Source organism: Paracoccus isoporae, assembly GCF_900101865.1.
Lineage (GTDB): Bacteria > Pseudomonadota > Alphaproteobacteria > Rhodobacterales > Rhodobacteraceae > Paracoccus > Paracoccus isoporae.
Map to the genome: position 1 here is coordinate 83,518 of NZ_FNAH01000006.1, position 21,081 is coordinate 104,598.

General features: G+C 67.1%; 25 protein-coding genes, 2 tRNA genes and 1 riboswitch. Of the genes, 9 read left to right on the forward strand and 18 right to left on the reverse strand.

Annotated elements, in window-relative coordinates:
- Nucleotides 1-61 precede the first annotated feature (61 nt).
- The 5 genes from BLT73_RS10715 to BLT73_RS10735 are packed head-to-tail and all read right to left on the reverse strand — an operon-like array spanning nucleotide 62 to nucleotide 4,196.
- Nucleotides 62-796 (reverse strand): dienelactone hydrolase family protein, encoded by a 735-nt coding sequence (locus BLT73_RS10715; RefSeq protein ID WP_090523742.1) that lies wholly within the window; start codon nucleotides 794-796, stop codon nucleotides 62-64.
- 47 nt (nucleotides 797-843) lie between these two features.
- Nucleotides 844-1,443 (reverse strand): glycerol-3-phosphate 1-O-acyltransferase PlsY, encoded by a 600-nt coding sequence (gene plsY, locus BLT73_RS10720; protein ID WP_090523744.1) that lies wholly within the window; start codon nucleotides 1,441-1,443, stop codon nucleotides 844-846.
- Complete coding sequence (gene pyrC, locus BLT73_RS10725; RefSeq protein ID WP_090523745.1) at nucleotides 1,440-2,702, reverse strand: dihydroorotase; 1,263 nt, start codon at nucleotides 2,700-2,702, stop codon at nucleotides 1,440-1,442. Before pyrC ends, plsY begins: the two co-directional genes overlap by 4 nt.
- Nucleotides 2,699-3,238, reverse strand: a complete 540-nt coding sequence (locus tag BLT73_RS10730; protein ID WP_090523747.1) for a hypothetical protein — start codon at nucleotides 3,236-3,238, stop codon at nucleotides 2,699-2,701. Before BLT73_RS10730 ends, pyrC begins: the two co-directional genes overlap by 4 nt.
- Nucleotides 3,231-4,196 carry an aspartate carbamoyltransferase catalytic subunit gene (locus BLT73_RS10735; protein ID WP_090523748.1) on the reverse strand — a complete coding sequence of 322 codons (966 nt, stop codon included), beginning with the start codon at nucleotides 4,194-4,196 and terminating at the stop codon, nucleotides 3,231-3,233. The genes BLT73_RS10730 and BLT73_RS10735 overlap by 8 nt, the downstream gene beginning before the upstream one ends.
- Before the next feature lie 109 nt (nucleotides 4,197-4,305).
- Between BLT73_RS10735 and BLT73_RS10740 the strand changes: the two genes are divergently transcribed.
- Nucleotides 4,306-5,115: a uracil-DNA glycosylase gene (locus BLT73_RS10740; RefSeq protein ID WP_090523749.1), complete on the forward strand. Its 810-nt coding sequence runs from the start codon at nucleotides 4,306-4,308 to the stop codon at nucleotides 5,113-5,115.
- Nucleotides 5,116-5,118: 3 nt separating this feature from the next.
- Here BLT73_RS10740 and BLT73_RS10745 read toward each other — a convergent pair whose 3' ends face one another.
- The 7 genes from BLT73_RS10745 to BLT73_RS10775 all read right to left on the reverse strand — a co-directional run bounded on the left by BLT73_RS10745 (nucleotide 5,119) and on the right by BLT73_RS10775 (nucleotide 10,062).
- Nucleotides 5,119-5,571 (reverse strand): hypothetical protein, encoded by a 453-nt coding sequence (locus BLT73_RS10745; RefSeq protein WP_090523750.1) that lies wholly within the window; start codon nucleotides 5,569-5,571, stop codon nucleotides 5,119-5,121.
- A gap of 7 nt (nucleotides 5,572-5,578) precedes the next feature.
- Nucleotides 5,579-6,949, reverse strand: coding sequence for a glutamate--cysteine ligase (locus tag BLT73_RS10750; RefSeq protein ID WP_090523752.1), 1,371 nt, complete (start codon nucleotides 6,947-6,949; stop codon nucleotides 5,579-5,581).
- Between the two features lie 54 nt (nucleotides 6,950-7,003).
- Nucleotides 7,004-7,516, reverse strand: a complete 513-nt coding sequence (locus BLT73_RS10755; protein WP_245727252.1) for a hypothetical protein — start codon at nucleotides 7,514-7,516, stop codon at nucleotides 7,004-7,006.
- Nucleotides 7,507-7,944 carry a molybdenum cofactor biosynthesis protein MoaE gene (locus tag BLT73_RS10760; RefSeq protein ID WP_090523754.1) on the reverse strand — a complete coding sequence of 146 codons (438 nt, stop codon included), beginning with the start codon at nucleotides 7,942-7,944 and terminating at the stop codon, nucleotides 7,507-7,509. The genes BLT73_RS10755 and BLT73_RS10760 overlap by 10 nt, the downstream gene beginning before the upstream one ends.
- Nucleotides 7,944-8,189 carry a molybdopterin converting factor subunit 1 gene (gene moaD / locus BLT73_RS10765; RefSeq protein ID WP_090523966.1) on the reverse strand — a complete coding sequence of 82 codons (246 nt, stop codon included), beginning with the start codon at nucleotides 8,187-8,189 and terminating at the stop codon, nucleotides 7,944-7,946. Before moaD ends, BLT73_RS10760 begins: the two co-directional genes overlap by 1 nt.
- A gap of 2 nt (nucleotides 8,190-8,191) precedes the next feature.
- Entirely contained in the window at nucleotides 8,192-8,815 is a 624-nt protein-coding gene (gene pgsA, locus BLT73_RS10770; protein WP_090523756.1) for a CDP-diacylglycerol--glycerol-3-phosphate 3-phosphatidyltransferase, read from the reverse strand.
- 65 nt (nucleotides 8,816-8,880) lie between these two features.
- Nucleotides 8,881-10,062, reverse strand: a complete 1,182-nt coding sequence (locus tag BLT73_RS10775) for a MalY/PatB family protein (RefSeq protein WP_090523757.1) — start codon at nucleotides 10,060-10,062, stop codon at nucleotides 8,881-8,883.
- Nucleotides 10,063-10,134: 72 nt separating this feature from the next.
- On the opposite strand from BLT73_RS10775, the gene def (BLT73_RS10780) reads away from it, so the two are divergent.
- From def (BLT73_RS10780) to BLT73_RS10795, 4 genes are all read left to right on the forward strand, one after another.
- Nucleotides 10,135-10,662, forward strand: coding sequence for a peptide deformylase (gene def / locus BLT73_RS10780; protein WP_090523759.1), 528 nt, complete (start codon nucleotides 10,135-10,137; stop codon nucleotides 10,660-10,662).
- On the forward strand, nucleotides 10,662-11,165 hold the full coding sequence (gene def / locus BLT73_RS10785; RefSeq protein WP_090523760.1) for a peptide deformylase: 504 nt from the start codon (nucleotides 10,662-10,664) through the stop codon (nucleotides 11,163-11,165). The genes def (BLT73_RS10780) and def (BLT73_RS10785) overlap by 1 nt, the downstream gene beginning before the upstream one ends.
- Nucleotides 11,166-11,214: 49 nt before the next feature.
- The gene (gene fmt, locus BLT73_RS10790; protein WP_090523762.1) at nucleotides 11,215-12,108 is read left to right on the forward strand and encodes a methionyl-tRNA formyltransferase; all 894 of its coding nucleotides are present in this window, start codon (nucleotides 11,215-11,217) and stop codon (nucleotides 12,106-12,108) included.
- Between the two features lie 46 nt (nucleotides 12,109-12,154).
- A tRNA-Gly gene (locus BLT73_RS10795) sits at nucleotides 12,155-12,228 on the forward strand.
- An 88-nt stretch (nucleotides 12,229-12,316) separates the two neighbouring features.
- Here the strand turns inward: BLT73_RS10795 and BLT73_RS10800 are convergent.
- From BLT73_RS10800 to BLT73_RS10825, 6 genes are read right to left on the reverse strand one after another with little or no spacing between them, the layout of a single operon-like run.
- A complete protein-coding gene (locus BLT73_RS10800; RefSeq protein ID WP_090523763.1) occupies nucleotides 12,317-13,096 on the reverse strand; it encodes a DUF1684 domain-containing protein in 780 nt (259 codons plus the stop codon).
- Nucleotides 13,093-13,860, reverse strand: coding sequence for an ABC transporter ATP-binding protein (locus BLT73_RS10805; RefSeq protein WP_090523765.1), 768 nt, complete (start codon nucleotides 13,858-13,860; stop codon nucleotides 13,093-13,095). The genes BLT73_RS10800 and BLT73_RS10805 overlap by 4 nt, the downstream gene beginning before the upstream one ends.
- Nucleotides 13,857-14,672, reverse strand: coding sequence for an ATP-binding cassette domain-containing protein (locus BLT73_RS10810; protein ID WP_090523767.1), 816 nt, complete (start codon nucleotides 14,670-14,672; stop codon nucleotides 13,857-13,859). Before BLT73_RS10810 ends, BLT73_RS10805 begins: the two co-directional genes overlap by 4 nt.
- Nucleotides 14,669-15,487 (reverse strand): ABC transporter permease, encoded by an 819-nt coding sequence (locus BLT73_RS10815; RefSeq protein WP_090523769.1) that lies wholly within the window; start codon nucleotides 15,485-15,487, stop codon nucleotides 14,669-14,671. Before BLT73_RS10815 ends, BLT73_RS10810 begins: the two co-directional genes overlap by 4 nt.
- A complete protein-coding gene (locus BLT73_RS10820; protein WP_090523770.1) occupies nucleotides 15,484-16,446 on the reverse strand; it encodes an ABC transporter permease in 963 nt (320 codons plus the stop codon). The genes BLT73_RS10815 and BLT73_RS10820 overlap by 4 nt, the downstream gene beginning before the upstream one ends.
- A 15-nt stretch (nucleotides 16,447-16,461) precedes the next feature.
- Nucleotides 16,462-17,946, reverse strand: coding sequence for an ABC transporter substrate-binding protein (locus tag BLT73_RS10825; RefSeq protein ID WP_090523772.1), 1,485 nt, complete (start codon nucleotides 17,944-17,946; stop codon nucleotides 16,462-16,464).
- A 160-nt stretch (nucleotides 17,947-18,106) separates the two neighbouring features.
- Nucleotides 18,107-18,219, forward strand: a riboswitch (TPP riboswitch).
- 134 nt (nucleotides 18,220-18,353) lie between these two features.
- Here BLT73_RS10825 and BLT73_RS10830 point away from each other — a divergent pair.
- The 4 genes from BLT73_RS10830 (at nucleotide 18,354) to BLT73_RS10845 (ending at nucleotide 21,060) form a co-directional block, all read left to right on the forward strand.
- Nucleotides 18,354-19,142 (forward strand): ABC transporter permease, encoded by a 789-nt coding sequence (locus BLT73_RS10830; RefSeq protein ID WP_090523773.1) that lies wholly within the window; start codon nucleotides 18,354-18,356, stop codon nucleotides 19,140-19,142.
- Nucleotides 19,139-19,888 carry an ABC transporter ATP-binding protein gene (locus BLT73_RS10835; RefSeq protein ID WP_090523775.1) on the forward strand — a complete coding sequence of 250 codons (750 nt, stop codon included), beginning with the start codon at nucleotides 19,139-19,141 and terminating at the stop codon, nucleotides 19,886-19,888. Before BLT73_RS10830 ends, BLT73_RS10835 begins: the two co-directional genes overlap by 4 nt.
- 1 nt (nucleotide 19,889) lies before the next feature.
- Nucleotides 19,890-20,885, forward strand: a complete 996-nt coding sequence (locus BLT73_RS10840; protein WP_090523776.1) for an ABC transporter substrate-binding protein — start codon at nucleotides 19,890-19,892, stop codon at nucleotides 20,883-20,885.
- A gap of 89 nt (nucleotides 20,886-20,974) precedes the next feature.
- A tRNA-Leu gene (locus BLT73_RS10845) sits at nucleotides 20,975-21,060 on the forward strand.
- The last annotated feature ends 21 nt before the right edge of the window (nucleotides 21,061-21,081 follow it).

Below are 21,081 nucleotides of genomic sequence, written 5' to 3' on the forward strand. Positions count from 1 at the left end.
GCCCGCGCATGTCGCGGGCCCGTCACGTCTGGCCGTTGGTCAAGGGCGAACGCCCGGGGCTTCACGGACCGGGATTCGTCTCGCCCAGGAAGACCAGGAAGTCTGCCCAACTCCGCTGGTCGGCATCCTCGCGATAGCGGTCCGAGCCGAAGACGGTAAAGGCGTGGGGCGCGCCGGCATAGACCTCGGCCTTGTAGGGGGTGCCGGCCTCCTCCAGTTCGGTCACGAAACTGGCGAAGGTCGCCATGTCGGGTCCGGTATCCGCGCCGCCGTGATAGATGCGGATCGGCGCCTCCGCGGCGCTGTAATCCTGCCCGTCAGGCGTTTCCAGCCCGCCATGGAAGGTCGCATACCCGGCCACCTCGTCGGGTTGCAGCCGCGCAACCTCGAGCGCCACCGCGCCGCCGAAGCAGTATCCCGCGACGACCGGCGCGTTGACCCCCTGCTCTGCCGCCGCGTCCAGCCCGGCCAGCATCAGATCGCGCATGGTTTCGCGGTCGTTATACAGCTTCTCGGTCTCGGCCCGGTTCTCCTCGACGGATGAGGGGCGGACATCCTTGCCGTACAGATCGACGGCGAAGGCGTTGTATCCCTGCTCCGCCAGCATGTCTGCGCGGCGCATTTCGTAATCGGTCAGCCCGTCCCAGTCATGGACCAGCACCACCGATCCGCGCGGCTCCTCGGCGAGCGCGACATATCCCTCGAACTCGCGCTCCCCGGACGTGTAATCGACGGGTTCCCCCGCAATCGCCGCGCCGGCGGCGAGCATGGCTGTGGTTGCAACCAGATATTTCATCTCAAATCCTCCCTTGCGCTGTGCAGGGAAAACGAGAACCGGCGGAGTCAGGTTCCGCCGCCGGACCGGCCACCGCCGATGCGCGGCTCGGTGCCGTTCAGCAGCCGTTCGATATTCGCGCGATGCCGCAAAAAGATCAGCGCCACCATGAACAGCGCGGCCGTCGCGACGCGCGGCTGACCGAGGAGCAGCGCCACGACCGGCGATCCGGCGGCGGCCACGAGCGCGGAGAGCGAGCTGATCCGGCCGAGTGCTGCAACGATGGCCCAGGTCGCACAGGCGGCCAGCCCGACCGGCCAGCTCAGCGCCAGCATCGTGCCCAGGAAGGTCGCAACCCCCTTGCCGCCGCGAAAGCCCAGCCAGACCGGAAAGCAATGGCCGAGAAACGCTGCCGCCCCGGCCAGAAGCGCCGGCCCCTCACCCCCGAATTGCCGCGCGAGAAGCACCGCGATTGCGCCCTTGCCGCTGTCCAGCAGCAGCGTTGCCAGCGCCGCCGGCTTGTTCCCGGTGCGCAGCACATTCGTCGCGCCGATATTGCCCGACCCGATCTGGCGCAGATCGCCCAGACCGAGCGCGCGGGTGATGGTCAGACCGAACGGGATGGAGCCGATCAGATAGCCGAGAATGGTCCAGATTAGCGCCGTCATCCGAACACCCGCGCACCGCCGACCCAGGTTCCGATCACCTTTCCCTGCATCCGCGCCTCATCGAAGGGCGTGTTCTTGGATTTTGATTCCAACTTGAAGCGGTCCATGATGAACGGCGTGTCGGGATCGAACAGCACCAGATCCGCCGGTGCCCCCACCGCCACGCGTCCCTCATCCAGCCCCAGCCGCTGCGCCGGATTGAAAGACATTGCCCTGAACAATTGCGGCAAGGTCAGCCCGCCCTGATGATACAGGCGCAGCGCCGCAGGCAGCAGGGTTTGCAGCCCGACCGCACCGGGCGCGGCCTCGGCAAAGGGCAGCCGCTTGGATTCCTCGTCCTGCGGGGTGTGGAACGACGCGATCACGTCGATCTCGCCATCCGCCACCGCCTGCACCATCGCCAGCCGGTCATCCTCGGCCCGCAAGGGCGGGGTGAAGCGGAAGAAGGTCCGGTAATCGCCCACGTCGAACTCGTTCAGCGTCAGGTGATGGATGGAGATCCCGGCCGTCACATCCATCCCCGCGGCGCGCGCGCGGCGCAGCGGCGGCAGGGCCGCGGCGGTGGTGATCTGATCGGCATGATAGCGCGCCCGCGTCATCTCGACGAGGGCGAGATCGCGTTGCAGCCCCATCAGCTCCGCCAGCGGCGACACATCCGGGATGCCGTAAAGAGAGGCGAATTTGCCCTTGGTCGCGGCGGCCCCGCGCGACAGGACCGGTTCCTGCGGATGGCCCACGATCAGCGCATCCAGACCGCGCGCATAGGTCATGCAGCGCGTCAGCACCCGCGTGTCGGACACGACCCGCACCCCGTCGGTAAACGCCACCGCCCCGGCATCCTGAAGAAACGCCATCTCGACCATCTCGCGCCCCTCGCGGGCCTTGGTCAGCGCCGACATGTGGCGCACGCGGACCGGCGCATCCGCCGCGCGCTTGACCACGAAATCCAGGCTTTCGGGGCTGTCTACCGGCGGCATCGTGTCGGGGCGGATGACCATCGAGGTTACTCCGCCCGCAGCCGCGGCGCGCCCGGCGCTGGCATAGGATTCCTTGTGTCGCTCGCCCGGCTCACCGACCTTCACGCCCCAGTCGACGATCCCCGGCGCCAGGCAGCGCCCGGCGCAGTCGATGATCTCGGCGCCCTCCGGGCTGTCGGCATCGCGGGCGATAATCCGGCCGTCCCGAACCGTCAGCCGTCCCGGCATGTCGCTCCCCGCCTCCGGGTCGATCAGCCGCGCATTGTCGAAGTGAAGGATCATTCTGGCTGCGTCTCCGGGTCTGTCGTCTCGGGTCTGGGGGCGTTGCTGCGCTGTAACTCGCGCAGCAGGCCCAGCACATGCTCGGCCTCGGGGATGAAGCGGAACCCGGCATCGGCGTCCGGGCCGAACAGAATCGAGGGCGGGTCGCCGTCAACCATCTCGACCGGGGTGGCCGCGTCGATCGGATAGCTGATCAGCCGCCGCCCCTGAACCGGCGTGTCCGTCGCGACAATGGCGCGGCGGTCGGTCAGCGTGTACCAGCTTCGCGAGCGGAGATAGGCGGGCAGCAGCAGCGGCTCGACCAGCTTGCGCAGCCCGATCACCAGAAAGATCAGGCCGAACAGCGCGAAAGGCACGCTGCTGCGGGCGGCGTTGTACATCCAGAACAGCGAGAAGGCGACGAAGAACAGGCCCGGCGCCGCCCGGCGCAATTCGCCCACACCGATCCGCAACCGGCGATCCGGCTGGCCCTGCCACAGGATCCGCTCATCACTGGCCAGGATGCCCTGCCAGCCCGGTGCGGACGCCTCAGACATAGACACCCTCTGAGGCGCGGGCCCCACGTTCCGCGCGCAGATTGCGGGCCAGCATGTCCATCGCGGCCATGCGGACCGCCACGCCCATCTCCACCTGGTCCTGGATCACGCTGCGGTTGATGTCATCCGCAATGGTCCCGTCGATCTCGACCCCGCGATTCATCGGGCCGGGATGCATGACGATCGCGTCGGGCTTGGCATGGGACAGCTTCTCCGCATCCAGCCCCCAGCGATGGTAATATTCCCGCTCCGACGGGATAAATCCGCCATCCATCCGCTCTTTCTGAAGGCGCAGCATCATCACCACATCGGCGCCATCCAGCGCCTCGCGCATGTCCTGATAGACCTCGACACCCAGATCGCCGGCACCGGCGGGCATCAAGGTCGCCGGGCCGCAGAGCCGCACGCGGTTCTCCATCTTGCCGAGCAGGATCAGGTTCGAGCGCGCGACCCGGCTATGCACGATATCGCCGCAGATCGCGACTGTCAGCCGGTGCAGCCGGCCCTTGCTGCGGCGGATGGTCAGCGCATCCAGAAGCGCCTGGGTCGGATGCTCATGCCGGCCGTCGCCGGCATTCAGAACGGCGCAATTGACCTTTTCGGCCAGCAGATTGACCGCGCCCGATTGCGGGTGGCGCACGACCAGAAGATCGGGATGCATGGCGTTCAGCGTCAGCGCCGTGTCGATTAGCGTCTCGCCCTTCTTCACGCTGGACTGCGCCATCGCCATGTTCATCACATCCGCGCCCAGCCGTTTTCCGGCCAGCTCGAAACTCGACTGGGTGCGGGTCGAATTCTCGAAGAACATGTTGATCTGGGTCATGCCCTGCAGCGCATCGGCATGTTTGATGGTCCGCCGGTTCAGATCGACATAGCTTTCCGCAAGATCGAGAATCGAGGTGATGTCGGTCGGCGAAAGGGGCTCGATCCCCAGAAGATGGCGGGCGCGGAACGTCATCTGGACCCCATGTTCGGACGTGGGTCTTCTATGGCAAACCGGGGGCGTGCGGGCAAGTGCCGCGCGGCGGCGGCTTGCTGCGACCTGCCCCGCCCCTTACCCTAAGCGCATGGATTCGCAACTGACATGGCGCGGGGTCGAGATCGACGGCTGGACCGCTCTGGCGCTGCTGGAATGGCAGCGCGAGATGGGCGCGGATGAGGCGATCCTTGATGACCCGCTGGACCGGACGGAGCTGCCTGTGACGCGCAGCGCGGCCGCGATCACCGCGCCCGCCGCGCCGGAACCTGCGCCGAAACCCGGCCTGCCCGACGCGGCAGAGGTCACCCGACACGCCGAATCACTGGCGGCGGCGGCAATGACGCTCGACCAGCTTGCCGAGGCGCAGCAAGGTTTTGACGGGCTGGAGCTGAAACGCGGCGCGCGCAATTTCGTGTTCTCCGACGGCAACCCGGCGGCGCGGCTGATGATTATCGGTGAGGCGCCCGGCGAGGAGGAGGACACGCGCGGCCTGCCATTTGTCGGACGCGCCGGACAACTGCTGGACCGGATGCTGGCCGCTATCGGCATGGGGCGGGATCTGCCGGATGCGACGCGGTCGGTCTATATCGCGAATGTGCTGAAATGGCGCCCGCCGGGTAACCGCAAGCCCTCGGCGCAGGAAATCGCGCTCTCCCTGCCCTTCCTGCGCCGCCAGATCGAGCTGGCCGGGCCCGAGATCATCGTGCTGATGGGCAATACGCCCTGCGCCGCGGCGCTGAACCGCGAGGGCATCACCCGGCTGCGTGGCACATGGGTCGAGGCATTCGGTCGCCCCGCCATGCCGATGACCCACCCCGCCTATCTGCTGCGCACACCCATCGCCAAGCGCGAGGCATGGGCCGATCTTCTGGCCATTTCCGAGAAACTGGGACTCTAGCCGTCAGCTTGCCGGGCCGATGCGGCGCGATTGCGGCGCGGATCCACCCGGCGGGTGCGCGCGCAGCACCGGCGCAGGGCTGAAGCGGGGCGCGTCGTCGCGCGGCGATGCCGCCTCGGGGGGCGCAGTCGGCTCAACCGGCTTTTGCTGCGGCGGTTCGTCAGGCCGGACGGCGGCACTCACGCGGCGGAAACCGCCTGCCCCCTGCCGCGCCAGCCGGTCGAGCGCATCGGCGTTCCGTCGCCCGTTGTGGTAAATCCCGATCAGCACCAGCAGCGCGATCACGATTGCCCCGCCGCCCAGCACCGGCAGGCCCGCAAGATCCAGCATGGTGCGCCAGCCCTCGCCCCGCAGCGAATACAGTCGCAGCGCCAACCGCGCCAGCCCGACAAGAAAGCCAAGCCACAGCAGAATTTCGAGAATCTGGATCAGGCGGTACCGCAATGTCGCACTCATGGCGCGATCAATACGAATAGGCGCCGTAGATGCGAGTCAAATCTCCGTGCCATTCGCCGTGATATTTCGCCAGCAGCTCGTCGGCCGGTGCCTGCCCGGTGTCGAGGCTTTCCTTCAGCGCGCCAAGGAAATGCGTCTCATCCGGGATCAGCCCGCCCGCGCCGGGCCGCGCCCGCGCCTTGAGACCGGCTTCGGCAATCTCGACAGCCTGGCGCGCCAGATCATAGAGCTTTACCCCGCCCGCCTCGCCTTGCAGCCCGTCTTTTGCAGCGGCGCGGCGCAACCCCTCGCGTGTATCGGCGTCCAGATCCTTGACCAGATCCCATGCGGCATCGAGGGCGCCGTCATCATAGAGCAGCCCGACCCAGAAGGCCGGCAGCGCACACAGCCGGCGCCACGGCCCGCCATCCGCCCCGCGCATCTCGATGAATTTCTTCACCCGCGCCTCGGGGAAGACGGTGGTCAGGTGGTCGGCCCAATCCGACAGGGTCGGCACCTCGCCGGGCAGCGCCGGCAGTTTTCCGGCCATGAAATCGCGGAAACTCTGGCCGAGCGCGTCGATATATTTCCCGTCGCGATAGACGAAATACATCGGCACATCGAGCACATAGTCCACCCAGGCATCATAGCCGAACCCGTCCTCGAACACGAAGGGCAGCATGCCGGTGCGCGCCGCGTCGAGGTTCTGCCAGATATGGCTGCGCCAGGATTTCATGCCGTTGGGCTTGCCATCGAGAAAGGGAGAATTGGCGAACAGCGCCGTCGCCACCGGCTGCAGCGCGAGAGAGACGCGCAGCTTCTTCACCATATCGGCCTCGGAGCCGAAATCGAGATTCACCTGCACCGTGCAGGTCCGGTACATCATCTGCGTGCCGAGCGTGCCGACCTTTTCCATGTAGGGCGTCATCAGCGCGTAGCGGCCCTTGGGCATCATCGGCATCTGGTCCTGCGACCAGATGGGCGCCGCGCCCAGGCCGATGAACCCGACGCCGATATCGTCTGCAACCGATTTCACCTCGGCCAGGTGCTGATTCACCTCGTCGCAGGTCTGGTGGATATTCTCCAACGCCGCACCGGAGAGTTCCAACTGACCGCCCGGCTCAAGGCTGACATTGGCCCCGTTCCGTTCCAGCCCGATGATGTTGTCGCCCTCGAAGACCGGCTCCCAGCCGAAGCGCGCCCGCAACCCGTTCAGCATCGACTGGATCGAGCGCTCGCCCGCGTAAGGCAGGGGGGCGAGCGTGTCCTTGCAATAGCCGAACTTCTCGTGCTCGGTGCCGATGCGCCACTGATCGCGGGGCTTTTCGCCCGACGCAATATATTCGGCCAGTTGCGCGCGCCGTTCGATCGGGCCGCCGCCCTGTTGGGGTATGGACATCTCGGCCCCTTTTCTAAGTCGTCATCCGACAGGTGACGTTCCGGGCGGTGCAAGTCAACCCGGCGCGGGGCCGGTCCAGACCACGCGCAGGGACGGCCCGTCCGTCTGCGCCATGGCGGCGGTCACGCGCCCCATCTCGATCCCCGGCAGGGTTGCGAAGGCGGCGGCAAGCCCCTCTGCGCCCTTCGCTTCCACCGGGATCAGCAAGGCCTGCCCATCCGCCGATTTCAGCCGCCAGTGGTCATGCCCGTCCAGCCGGATCAGCCGGATCTCGGTCAGATCGCGCAGCGCGATCGTGCCGCCAAGCGCGCGGGCGGCGTAGTATCGGATTTCGCCCTCCACCACCTCGACCAGGCCCGGCGCCGCCACGTCGCGGCGAAAGGCGAGCCGGCGAAAGCTGGTCACCGCCCAGGCGGCGCCGATGGCGAAGACGACAGCGCCGATGGCAAACAGGAACCACCCGCCGCGGCTGGCAAGCCAGCCCCCAATGAGCGCCACCGCGACCGCCGCCAGCAATTCGCGGCGCGGGGCCAGCCATGCCGCAAGCTCCGGCCGGATCAGTCCCATCGCGACAAGGCATCCTCGTCCGAGGATTTCGCCTCCACCCAGTCGCCCGGCCCGTCTGCCCCGATCTCGCGTTTCCAGAACGGCGCGCGGGATTTCAGGTAATCCATCAGGAATTCGGCGGCCGCAAATGCCTCGGCGCGGTGGCGGGCCGCGGTCGCAACCATCATGATCTGCGCGCCCACCTCCAGCCGGCCGAAGCGATGCACCGCGGCAACATCGATGAGGTTCCAACGCTGCTGCGCCTGCCCGGCAATGGCCGACATCGCCCGCTCCGTCATGCCGGGGTAATGTTCCAGTTCCAGCGCGCGCATCCGCCCGGTATCGCCGCGCACCACCCCGGTGAAGGTCACGACGGCTCCCGCGCCGGGGCCGAACCCGCGCAGCAGGCTGGCGGGATCGAACTCCTCCTGCTGGACCCGGACCAGCATCAGCCGCCGGTCATCGGCGGAAAGAATGCGACTTCGCGCACCCCGTCCAGCGAGTGATCCAGATCGGCCAGTTCCTGGTCGACGGCCACGCGGACCGCGGACAGGTCGGACAGGGCGGCCGCATGATTGTCGTCCAGCGCAACCAGTTCCGCCACCAACTCCCGCACCGTCGCGGCCGCAGTCTCGACGCGCTCCTTTGGCGCGCCAATCCGCTCGCGCAGCCAGGCGAAATAGAGCACGTCCAGCGTCATTCCGGCCCCCGCAGATACGGCATCGCCTTGCGGAAGTAATCCCAGCCGGTCCAGCCGGTCAGCGCCGCCGCGATCCAGATCAGTGCCAGTCCGAGCCCCGTCGCCAGGTCCGACCAGGTGGCACTGCCCGGAAGACGCGCCTCTCCGACCAGGGGCGCGCGGCCATGCTCAACAAAGGCCAGCCCGGTACCAAGAAACAGCACCGCGATCGCCACCATCTGCGCCGTGGTCTTCCACTTGGCCACATTAGTCACGGCCAGGTCGGTCGCCCGGTCGCCAAGCGCCTCGCGCAGGCCGGAGACGAACACCTCGCGGAACAGGATCACCGTCGCGGGCAGGATCAGCCACGGATTCATGCCCGAATAGCCGGTGATGACGACGAGCGCGATGACCACCATCGCCTTGTCCGCGATCGGGTCCATCGCCGCGCCGAACCGGCTTTGCTGGTTCCAGGCGCGGGCGAGATAGCCGTCGAACCAATCGGTGATCGCCGCCAGCAGGAACAGGATCAAAGCGGCCCAATCGGCGAAAGGCCGGGAGAAATAGAGAAACATCACCGGGACGCCCGGCGCCGCGAAAAGGCGCAGGATCGTCAGGATATTGGGCAGGGTCCATCTCATGGCGCCAACCTAATCGCTCTGGAACCCGTCTGGAAGGGGGCGCAGCGCAAGTCCGCGCACGCCCGTCATTGCAAGTCTGCGAAGGCCGCGGTCAGGCGGGAGACCGCCTCCTCGACATTGGCGCGGCGGGTGGCAATGTTGAATCGCATGAAGTTTTCGCCGCCCTTCCCGAATGTCTCACCGGCATTCGCCGCGATCTTCGCAGAGTTCGCGACCCTTTGCCGGATTTCCTCGGCGGGTATGCCCGTGCCCGAGAAATCAACCCAGGACAGATAGGTCGCCTCCAGCTTCATGGAGCGCAATCCGGGGATTGCATCAATGCCAGCGTCGAAGATGTTCCGGTTTGCGTCCAGATAGGGGATCAGCGCCTCGAGCCAGGCCGCTCCGCCGGGCGAATAGGCGGCAGCGGCCATGTCGGTGCCGAACATGCCGGTTGACAGGCCGAGGCCCATCATCTTCGCCCGGTATCTCTCGCGCAACGCAGGGTCGGCGATGATCGCATTGCCGACATGCGCGCCCGCGATATTGAAGGTCTTTGTCGCGGCGGTCAGCGTGATGAGCCGGTCAGCGATCTCTGGCGCGACCTTCGCCATGACCTGATGGCGATGACCCGGCATGACCAGATCGTGATGAATCTCGTCGCTCACCAGTATCAGGTCATGGGCCACGCAGAACGCCGCGACCTCGCGCAGCTCATCCGCCGACCAGACCCGTCCGCCAGGATTATGCGGGCTGCACAGGATCAGCATTGTCTCGCGCCCGGTCAGCAGGGCTTCCCATGCGGGCCAGTCGAACACGTAGCGGCCATCCTCCTGCGCCAGCGGAAACTCCGCCACCTCGCGCCCCTGCGCTTTGATGACCCGCGAAAATGCGTGATACACCGGCGTCATCAGGATCACCCGGTCGCCGGGATCGCTGAAGGCGGAGATCGCCAGCGCCGTGCCGTTGACCAGGCCAAGCGCGGTCAGCACCCAGTCGGGCTCGATCTGCCAGCCGTGGCGCTGTTCCATCCACCACCTGATCGCATGCAGGTAATCCGGGTCACGCGCCGGATAGCCATAGATTCCGTGCGCCGCCAGCCGCTCAACCGCGTCCTGCACCGGGGCGGGAGGCCGGAAATCCATATCCGCGACCCACATCGCCAACCCATCCTGCGGCGAGACGCCGTAGACCGCCTCCATCTCGTCCCATTTGTTGCAATTCGTGCCGCGGCGCTCGATGATTTCGTCGAAATCGGGTGTGCTCATTCGGTCCTCCTGTCAGTTCACAGCAATAGGCGGCTTATTGCGCTGCGCCAAGCCTTGGCCTAGATCACGGCCATGACATTGCGCCCGATCCTGATCCATCCCGACCCGCGCCTGAAGAAGGTGTGCGAACCCGTCGCCCGCATCACGCCAGAGATCGAGACGCTGGCCGCCGACATGCTGGCCACCATGTATGATGCGCCCGGCATCGGTCTCGCCGCCCCGCAGATCGGCGTGCTGAGCCGCATCTTCGTCATGGATGCGGAACGCGACCCGGAGGCGGAGCGCCGCCCGATGGTGCTCATCAATCCCGAGATCACCTGGGAGTCCGAGGAGGAGAATGTCTACGAGGAAGGCTGCCTGTCGATCCCCGACCAGTATGCGGATGTCACCCGGCCCGGACAGGTCCGGGTCAGTTGGCTTGGCCTGGACGGCAAGCAGCATGAGGACGAGTTCGACGGTCTCTGGGCGACCTGCGCCCAGCACGAGATCGACCATCTGGACGGGGTGCTGTTCATCGACCATATCAGCGCCATGCGCCGGCAGATGATCACCCGCAAGATGGTCAAGCTGAAGCGCGAACGGGCGCGAGAACAGGCCTGATGCCGGTCCGGCCGTTCCTGCCCTACACCGACCGGCGGCTGCATCTTGCGGCCGCGTCGGTCGATGCGGTGACGGAATCCGTCCGCATGATCTGGGACGACATGATCGACACGATGGAGGCGATGCCGGGCGTGGGGCTCGCGGCACCGCAGATCGGCATCATGCTGCGGCTGGCCGTTGTGGACGCGTCGGAGAAGCGCGGACAGGCGGTGCGCATGGCCAATCCCGAAATCCTGCACGAATCGGTCAAGCTGCGCGACCATGACGAGGCGAGCCCGAACCTGCCCGGCGTGTCTGCGCGCATCACCCGCCCCCGCGCCGTCACCGTGCGGTTCCTCAACGAGATGGGCGAAACCGAGGACCGCGATTTCGTCGGGTTGTGGGCCACCTCGGTCCAGCACCAGATCGATCATCTCAACGGCATCACCTTCGTCGATCACCTCTCGCCGCTGCGCCGCAAGATGCTGGTGGCGAAATCGGCCAAGCTGGCCCGACGCAACTGACCGGGGCCGGGCCGTGCCGGCCCGACTTCACTGACAGGAGAGGCGCAACATGCGGGTCGTGTTCATGGGAACCCCGGATTTCTCTGTCCCGGCGCTGCAGGCGATCGCCGCCGCGCATGATGTCGTGGCCGTCTACTGCCAGCCGCCGCGCCAGGCCGGGCGGGGCCAGAAGCCGCGGCCGACCCCGGTGCAGACAGCGGCAGAGGCGCTGCGGATCGAGGTTCGCCACCCGGTCTCGCTGCGCAGCGACGCCGAGCAGGCGGCGTTCGCGGCGCTGAACGCAGATGTCGCCGTCGTCGTCGCCTATGGGCTGATCCTGCCGCAGCCGATCCTCGATGCGCCCCGGCTCGGCTGCCTGAACATCCACGCCTCGCTATTGCCGCGCTGGCGGGGGGCGGCACCGATCCATCGCGCGATCCTCGAAGGCGACACCCAGACCGGCATTGCGATCATGCAGATGAAGGCGGGGCTGGACACCGGCCCGGTGCTGGCCGAGCGGCGCACCGCAATCACCCCGCACGACACCACCGGCGATCTGCATGACCGGCTGGCCGCAATGGGCGCGACGCTCATTGCGGAGGTGCTGACCAAGCTGCCCCTGCCGGCGACACCGCAACGCCTGGATGGCGTGACCTATGCCAGCAAGATCGACAAGGCCGAGGCGCGGATCGACTGGACGCAGGATGCGGCACAGGTCGATCGCAAGATCCGCGGCCTGTCGCCCTTTCCCGGCGCCTGGTGCGAGATCGGCTGGGAACGGGTGAAGCTGCTTCGTTCCGCCCTGGCCGACGGCAGCGGCGCACCGGGCGAGGTTCTGGAGGAGTTCACCATCGCCTGCGGATCCGGCGCGGTCCGGGTGCTGGAGGCACAGCGCGCCGGCAAACGCCCGATGCTGGCCGAAGACATCCTGCGCGGCATGACCCTGCCGCCGCGACTGGACTGACACCCCGCTTGCGTCGCCCGCATCCTGCCCCTAAAAGGGGTCCGTCGCGGGTGTAGCTCAATGGTAGAGCAGCAGCCTTCCAAGCTGAATACGTGGGTTCGATTCCCATCACCCGCTCCATCACCTCCCCGCCTTGCTCCTGCCGGATCTGATGCCGCGCCATGTATCCAGTGTCTTGGGTGGCGAAGCGCGACGATCCGTTGCGCCCCTATCCGCGTGGCGCCTTTTCGCCCGCCCGGATCTCGAACGGCATGACGTTCTGCGGCGGCGGCAGGGGGCAGACGGCGAATTCGGTGAAGGCGCAGGGCGGGCTGAAGGCCTTGTTGAAATCCAGCACCACGCGCGCGCCCGCCTCCTCGCCGAACAGGAAACGCGCCGCGCCGTAGGTCTCCCGACCCGCCGTCCAGTCGCGGATGACGATCATCGGCTTGCCGGATTTCCAATGGGTGGGGATCAGGCGGATCTCGTGCCCGTCATGGGTGAACCGCGCCTCATGCGTCACGCGCACCTTGTCGCTGGCGCCGGTGACCAGATCGATGCCGAGATCCCGCTCCTCGGGCAGCCTGCGCCACGCGGCCTCGATCCGCCAGCCGGGATCGACCGGGAAATAGTCGAGCCCGGAAAATCCCGTGCGCCGGGGATGAACAATGTCGCGGACACGCAGGGCGAACTGGCTCTCAACCTGTGTCATCTCCAGCAGCAGGGTACCGGTCTTCAGCCGCGGCGGATTGTCGGGAACGGGTGCGAACGGCTCTGGCCCCGCGCCGGCATCCAGTTGTGCGCGTCCATCCGCCGCGAGTTCCAAGACCCCAAGACGCTCAGGTCCGGCCGAAATGACCAGATCGTTTTCGTCAGACCGCCCGACGCTGTAGCGGCCCGGCGCGATCTCCACCCGGTCGGTCAGGTTCAGCCAGCCATCCTCGGCGCCCAGCGCGGCCAGGCGGTCCGCGCGCCACGCATGGATCGAGCTCTCATAGTCTTCGGTCATCGGGCAGTCTCCTGTTCTGGACGGGGCAGGCGCGGCAGGCTGGACAGCAGCATCCGCGTATAGTCATGCTGCGGATCGGACAGGATGTCGGCCGTTGCCCCGGCTTCCACCGCCCGCCCATGTTGCAGCACCACGAGACGCGGGCACAACGCCGCCACGATTGCCACGTCATGCGAGACGAGCACCAGCGTCACCTCTTGCGACAGATCCGATAGCAGGTCGATCACGCGCACCCGCGTGGACAGATCCAGCGCGCTCACCGGCTCATCGGCCAGCAGCACACGCGGCCGGGCAATCAGCGCGCGGGCCACGGCGATCCGCTGACGCTGCCCGCCCGAGAAGGCGCGCGGGCGGCGGGCGGTGCTGTCTTGCGGCAGCCCGACCGCCTGCAAGACGCGGGCAATCTCCTGCCCCACATCGCCGTCCAGACCCAGCGCCGCATGCGGTTCTGCCAAGGCCTTGCCTATCCGCATGCGCGGATCGAGCGAGCTGTAGGGATCCTGAAACACCGGCTGGGCGAAGCGGCGATGGGCCTGCATCCGACGGCGCGAGGTGATGTCGAGCACGCTTCCGTCCGCCTCGATCACGCCATCATCGGGCGCTGCCAGCCCCAGCATCAGCCGCAGCAGCGTGGATTTGCCCGAGCCGCTTTCGCCAAGGATTCCCAGATTCTCGCCCTCTTCCAGCGCCAGCGAGACAGAATGCAGCACCGGCGTGGCCGGATCATAGCCGAAACTCACATCGGACAGTCTGAACAGGCTCATGGCCGCCGCTCCGCATCTTCAAGCGCCGCCTGCAATCGCTGCGCCGCCGCCACCAGCCCGCTTGTGTAGTCGTGGCGCGGCGCGGTGAAGATCTGCATCGCATCGCCCTGCTCGACCGCGCGGCCGTTCTGCATGACGATCACCCGGTCGGCGATGCGCGACACCACCGGCAGGTCGTGGCTGATGAACAAAAGCGCCAGCCGTTCCTCGCGCACCAGCCCGTCCAGCAGGTCCAGCACCTCGGCCTGGGTCGAGACATCGAGCGCGGTGGTCGGCTCATCCGCAATCAGCAGGCGCGGCCCGCAGGCGAGCGCCATGGCGATCGCCACGCGCTGCCGCTGCCCGCCCGACACCTCATGCGGCCAGGCGCGCAGGATGCGCTCCGGGTCGCGGATCGACACCCGGTCGAGCCAGTGCATCTGGCTGTCGCGCAGCGCCGCAGGAGTCAGCCGCCGCCCGTCGCGGGCCGCCCGCCTGCGGATCGGCGCGGCCAGTTGATCCCCCAGCCGCATCAGCGGGTCGAGCGCGCTGCGCGGGTCCTGAAAGATCACCGCCGCCGTCGTCCCGCGCAGCGGCACCATCTGGCGGTCCGGCCGGCCGATCACCTGCTGCCCGTCCAGAAGAACCGATCCGCCCGCGCTCAGACCGGGCGGCAGAAGCCCCATCACCGACATGGCAGTCAGCGATTTCCCGGACCCGCTTTCCCCGACAAGCCCCAGCCGCTGTCCGGCATCCAGATCGAAGCTGACGCCGTGGACCAGTTCCCGGCTGGCCGAATGCACGGTCAGATCACGCAGGCGAAGCAGGCTCATCGCGCTTCCTCCAGATCGACTTCGGCGTCGAGCAGGTCGCGCAGCCCGTCGGCGAGGAAATTGATCCCCAGCACCAGCGAGATCAGCGCCAGCCCCGGCGCGATCACCCCCATCGGGGCGCGGAACACGGTGGATTGCGCCTGCTGAAGCAACTGACCCCAAGAGGCATTGGGCGGCGGCGTGCCAAGCCCCAGGAAGGACAGCGAGGCCTCGGCAATCACCGCCAACCCGAATTGCAGGGCCACGGCGACGAGGACCGTCGGCAGGATATTGGGCAGCACATGACTGACCACGATGCGCCCCCAGCCCAGCCCCGAACAGCGCGCGGCGGTTATGTAGTCCTGCGCCAGCACCCGCTTGGTCAGGATCCGCACCAGCCGGGCGATGATCGCGGACATGGCCAGCCCGATGGCGAGGATCGCGGTGCCGAGGCTGGCGCCCTCGCTGGCTGCCACGACCAGCATCGCCAGCAGCAGCGTGGGAAAGGCGATCAGGATATCCAGCGTCGCCGCCAGCCCGTCATCCGCGCTGCGCCTGGCGAAGGCCGCAAGCACACCCAGGCATGTGCCGATGAGACCGCCCAGAGCCGCCGCCCCGATCCCCACGCTCAGCGCGATGCGTGCGCCAATCATCACCTTGGTCAGATAATCCTGCCCCAGCCGGTCGGTGCCGAACGGATGCGCCCAGCTTGGCGGCTGCAACCGCCCGCCGGCCATCGCCGTCGGATCGTAAGGCAGCCAGAACAGCGTCAGCAGCGCCACGCCCGCGTTCAGCCCGACCAGCAGCAGCCCCACCCATAACGTCCCCCGGCTCATCGCGCCGACCCGCGATTGTCGCGCAGGCGCGGATCGATCATGCGCTGCAGAATATCGGCGGCAAAACCGATCAGCAGGACCAGAAGCGTGGTGATCAGCAGCACGCCCTGCACGCTCGGATAGTCCCGCTGCTCAATGCCCAGAAGCAGCATCGAGCCGAGACCGGGCAGCGAGAACACACGCTCGACCACCACCGCCCCCAGCAGGGTCGAGGCCAGCTCGATCCCCAGGATCGAGATCACCGGCACCGCTCCGTTGCGGATCCCGTGCCGGATCAGCGCGCGCGGAAAACTCTCGCCCAGGGCGCGGGCGTTGCGCAGGTAATCGGCGTCCAGCACGTCCAGCGTGGCCGAGCGGACATAGCGCAGCAGCGACGCGCTCATCACCACGGCGATGGTGATGATCGGCAGGATCAGCGACTGCCCGGCGGCGACCGGATCGGCCCATCCGCGCATCGGAAAGCCCGACGCGGGCAGAAGCCGCCATTCCACCGCCACCAGCCAGACCAGCAGGATGCCGATCCAGAAGACGGGGATCGCCAGCCCAAGCTGCGACAGGCCCGAAATTGCCACCCCGTACCAGCGATCCGCCCTGACCGCCGCAAGGATCCCCAGCGGCACGGCAATCGCGATTGCCAGCAGAAAGGCCGCGACGGTCAGCGGCAGGGTGATGGCCAGACGCTCCATGATCTCGGGCAGGACCGGCTGGTTCGACACGAAGGACACGCCCAGATCGAAGCGGGCCAGATCCGACAGGAAGCGGCCGAACTGCACCCAAATCGGCTGGTCGGAGCCCACCTGTTCGCGCGCCGCGGCGATCTGCGCCTCGTCCGCGCCCACCGACAGAAGTGCTGCGGCCGGATCGCCCGGCAGAAGCCGCAGCAGCACGAACAGCACCAGCCCCGCCACGACAAGCGACAGAGCCAGCACGATTGTCCGGCGCAGCAGATAGCGGGCCATGCGGCCTCTCCCGGCTTATTCGGCTTTCTCGATGTCGCGCAGGAAGAACTGCGCGTTCAGCCCGTTCAGCGGGTAGCCGCTGATCTCGCTGCTGGAAACCACGATCTGAGGATAGAGGAAGAACCAGTTGGTCGCGGCCTCCTCGGCAATGATCCGGTTGGCCTGGCGCAGCTTCTCGGTCTGCTCCTCGACCGTGTCGGATTCCTCGGCCGAGGCGATCAGATCCACCACCTCCGGGTTGTCATAGCCCCAGTAGAAATCGGGGTTGCCATAGAAGACGATGTCGCGATGATTGACGTGCTCCTGCAGCGTCGCCTCGAAATCCTTGGCCTGGTAGACCTTGGTGTACCACTCATTCGCGGTGATGATGTTGATGTTCACCGTCACCCCGACCTTTGCCAGCTCCGATTTCAGGAACTCGGCGGTGATCGGGTGCGGGTCGTAATTCGGCGTCTCCAGCGTGAATTCAAACCCGTCGGGATAGCCCGCCTCGGCCAGCATCTCCCTGGCCGCCTCCGGGTCATACGGGTCCACGCCGGTCAGATCCTCGTACCAGGGATCGGTCGGCGGCACGAAGGAGCCGAGCACCATGCCGCGATCATCCCAGATCGCCTCGAGCAGCTTCTGCTTGTCCACGGCCCGCGCCAGTGCCTTGCGCACGGTCACGTTGTCGAACGGCGCGACGCGGTCGTTATAGGCCATGAGCTGCTTGGTGGTCGAATTCCCCTCCGAGATGGTGAACTCGTCCGTGCCCTCGAACAGCGCCAGCGCATCCGGGCTCTGGACAGATGTTATGACATCGACCGCATTGGTCAGCAGCGCATTGTCGAGCGCCGCGGCCTCGGTGAAGTAATTGAACACCGCGCCGCCATTGGCAGGCGCGTCGCCCCAGTAATCCTCGAACCGCTCCAGCGACAGGGCCGATCCGCGCCGCCAGTCCACCAGCGTATAGGGGCCGGTCCCGTCCTCGCTGGCGGAAATATCGCCGGCGGCGTCGTTCACGATCCAGACATAGGTGAGGTTGTAGGGCAGCGAGATCGACTTCTTCGCCAGCGTCACCACCACCGTCCGCTCGTCCGGTGCCTCGACGCTTTCGATGGTGGAGAGGCTGCTTTTGCGCGACGAGCGAGACTCCTCGGCCATCACCCGTTCGATGGAGTATTTCACGTCCTCGGCGGTCAGCGGATCGCCGGAATGGAAGCTCACCCCGTCCTGCAGGGTGAATCTGTGGGTCAGCCCATCCTCCGAGATGCTGTGATCCGCGGCCAGCACCGGCTCGACGTCACCTTCGTCGGTCAGGCGGAACAGCCCCTCGTAGACATTGTCGTTGAACGCCTCGTTGATGCCCTGCCCGGCGCCTGCGGTGTTGTCGAGATTCTGCGGCTCGTAGAGCGAGCCGATGCGGATGATCGCGTCCGGGTCCGACTGGGCCAGTGCGGGCGATGCGAAAGCCGCCAGGGCGGCGCCAATGGCGAGCGCGAATTGCGGGGCGAATTTCATCGGGATGACCTCTGTCTGTTCCGTTCGGCCCAAACTAGCAACCCGCCACGGCCGTGGCGAGGGCATCGCGTAAATTTCGCCGCCGGATGCAAGCTAGCGGATTTCAGGCGGAATTTACGTCGCGGCAGATTGACTTGGCGCCAAGGCTGTGATCGTTATCGCCCATCCACAGGGGAGCCGCGTAGTGCCGTGGCTGAGATGGGGGCGCAACCCTCCGGACCCTCGAAGCTGATCTGGGTCATGCCAGCGGAGCAAGGAGGACATCATGCACGCGACCGCACCATTCTGCATTCCAACCGGAGACCGGCGATCCGATACGGGCTGCCCTGTCGCGCGGCGGCAGACCGGCAAGCCCCGCCGACCGGGCGCCGCCGCCAGACCGTGCCCAAGCCGCCACGGCTGAGCCGATGCACAGCCGATACCGCCCGCCGCGCGGCGGGGCGTTGCTGCGTGGCACCCCGGCACTGCTCTCCGTCCTCTGCGCACTTCTGATCTGGGAAGCCTATGTCCGGGTTTCCGGCATCTCGCCTTTGCTTCTTCCGGCCCCGAGCCAGGTTCTCCGGCAGATCTGGTCCAGCCGCGAGATGCTGTGGGCCAATACCGTCCCGACCATCCGCGCCACCCTGCTGGGCTTTGCGCTGTCGGTCAGCGTCGCCTTCATCCTGTCGGTCTTGCTGGACTTCATCCCGCGGCTGCGCCGGGCGCTTTTTCCGGTGTTCATCATCAGCCAGACCCTACCGCTGGTGGCCATCGCGCCGCTCATGGTGCTGTGGTTCGGCTTCGATCTGACGCCGAAGATCCTTCTCGTGGCGCTCGTCACCTTCTTTCCGATGCTGATCGCCCTGGCCGATGGCTACGCCTCCACCGAACCGGAGGTCGAGGAATTGCTGCGATCCATGGGGGCCTCGCGGATGGCGGTCTATCGCATGGCCCGGCTGCCCTCCTCCCTGCCATATTTCTTCGCCGGGCTGCGCATCTCGATCACCTACGCGGTGGTGGCCGCGATTTTCGCGGAATATGCCGGTGCGCGGTCCGGGCTGGGCATCGTCATCCTGAACGCAAAGAACAGCTTCCGCCCCGATCTCGTGCTGGCGGCGGTCGCGGTCAGCTCGGCCATGACGCTGTGCCTCTACGGTGTCGCGGCGCTGTTGCAGCGCCTGATGATCGGGCATCGCTGCACAGGCGGTGCCGCATGACGGCGCTCTCCATCGACAATCTTTCGCTGAAACTGGGCGGAACCCAGGTGCTGGACGACATCAGCCTGCATGTCGCGGAGGGGGAGTTCGTCTCCATCCTCGGCCCGTCGGGCTGCGGGAAGTCCAGCCTGTTCCGGGTGCTGACCGGCGGCGTGGCCGCCGATCGCGGCGAGGTCCGGGTCGATCCGGCGGCCCGCATCGGTGCCGGCAGCGCCTTCGCCTTCATGCCGCAGCGCGATGCGCTGATGCCGTGGCGCCGGATCATCGACAACATCACGCTGGGGCTGGAGGTTCAGGGCATCTCGCGCGCCGACGCCCGCGCCCTGGCCGAACCGATGCTGCCGGAATTCGGGCTGGCGGGTTTCGACCGGCATTATCCGCATGAGCTGTCCGGCGGGATGCGCCAGCGCGCCGCGCTGCTGCGCACCATCCTGCAGGGCCGGCCGATCCAGCTTCTGGACGAGCCGTTCGGCGCGCTCGACGCGCTGACCCGCGCCGGAATGCAGCGCTGGCTGGAACGGCGCTTTCACGCCGCCGGCTGGACGACGATCCTCGTCACCCATGACGTCCGAGAGGCGGTGGCGCTGTCGGACCGCATCTATGTGTTCTCGCCGCGCCCCGCCCGCGTCGTCCGGGAGATCCGCGTCGATGCCCCGCGGCCGCGCCTCGGTCGGCCCATGTCGGACGCGTCGCGCCGCATCGAAGAACAGCTTCTCGACATCTTGCTTGAACAGAGGACCGCCTGACATGAAGAAACTGCTTTGCCTGCTCGCCCTGACCGCCAGCCCGGCCGCCGCGGGCGAGAGTGTGGCCGTCGCGCTCGACTGGACGCCCAACACCAACCATGTCGGTCTCTATGTCGCGCAGGCAAAGGGCTGGTTCGACGAGGCCGGGCTCGATGTCGAGATCCTGCCCTATACCGACACCTCGGCCGGGGCGCTGATGAGCTCGGGCGTGGCGCAGTTCGGCATTCTCAGCTCGGTCGGGTTTCTGTCGCAGCGCGCCGCGGGCGCGGATCTGCAGGTGGTGCTGGGCGTCGTCCAGCACGACACCGGGCGGCTGGTGTTCGACGGCGAACGCGACGACATCCAGAGACCCGCCGATCTGGACGGGATGACCTATGCCGGGTTCGGCTCTGAATGGGAAACCGCGCTGATCAGGACAATGATTCAGTCGGACGGGGGCGCGGGCGAGTTTGAAACCGTCACGCTCGGCACTTCGGCCTATGAGGCCTTGGCCTCGGGCGCAGTCGATTTCACGCTGGAGATCGTGACCTGGGAGGGCGTTCATGCCGATCTTCTGGGCCGCTCGCAACGGGGCTTCGTCTATGCCGACTGGGGCGTGCCGCCGCAGCAGACGACGCTGCTCGGCGCGGATGCGGGCTGGGTCGCGGCCAATGCGGACGCCGCCGGGGCCTTCGTGAAGGCGGTGCAGCGCGGCTATGGCTTCGCGCTCGATCACCCGGCGGAGGCGGCCGAAATCCTGATCGAACAGTCGGGCGGCATGCTGACCGACCCGGACCTCGTCCACGGCTCGATGGAGATGCTGGTTCGCGACGGGTTCCTTAAGGATCCGGGAGAGCCGGTTGGCCATGTCGACGCCGACATGATGGCGCGGCTGGGGCAATTCCTGTTCGACTCGGGCGCCCTGCGCGGCCCCGGTGGCCAGGTATTGGACGAACTGCCGGACCTGACCGGCTGGGTGACGAACGCATTCCTTGCACCGGAGGCGCCAGAGACTTGAGCCGCGTCTTGCGGTGTGCCTTGCCATCGACGCGGCACCTGATAGATTTCGCCGGGCCGATCGCCACCTGTCGCGGCTCGGCGGATGTTGCGGGCGTGGCGGAATGGTAGACGCATGAGACTTAAAATCTCTGGGCCGCAAGGCCGTGCGGGTTCGAGTCCCGCGGCCCGCACCAGCCCTGCCCCCGGAGCTGTCA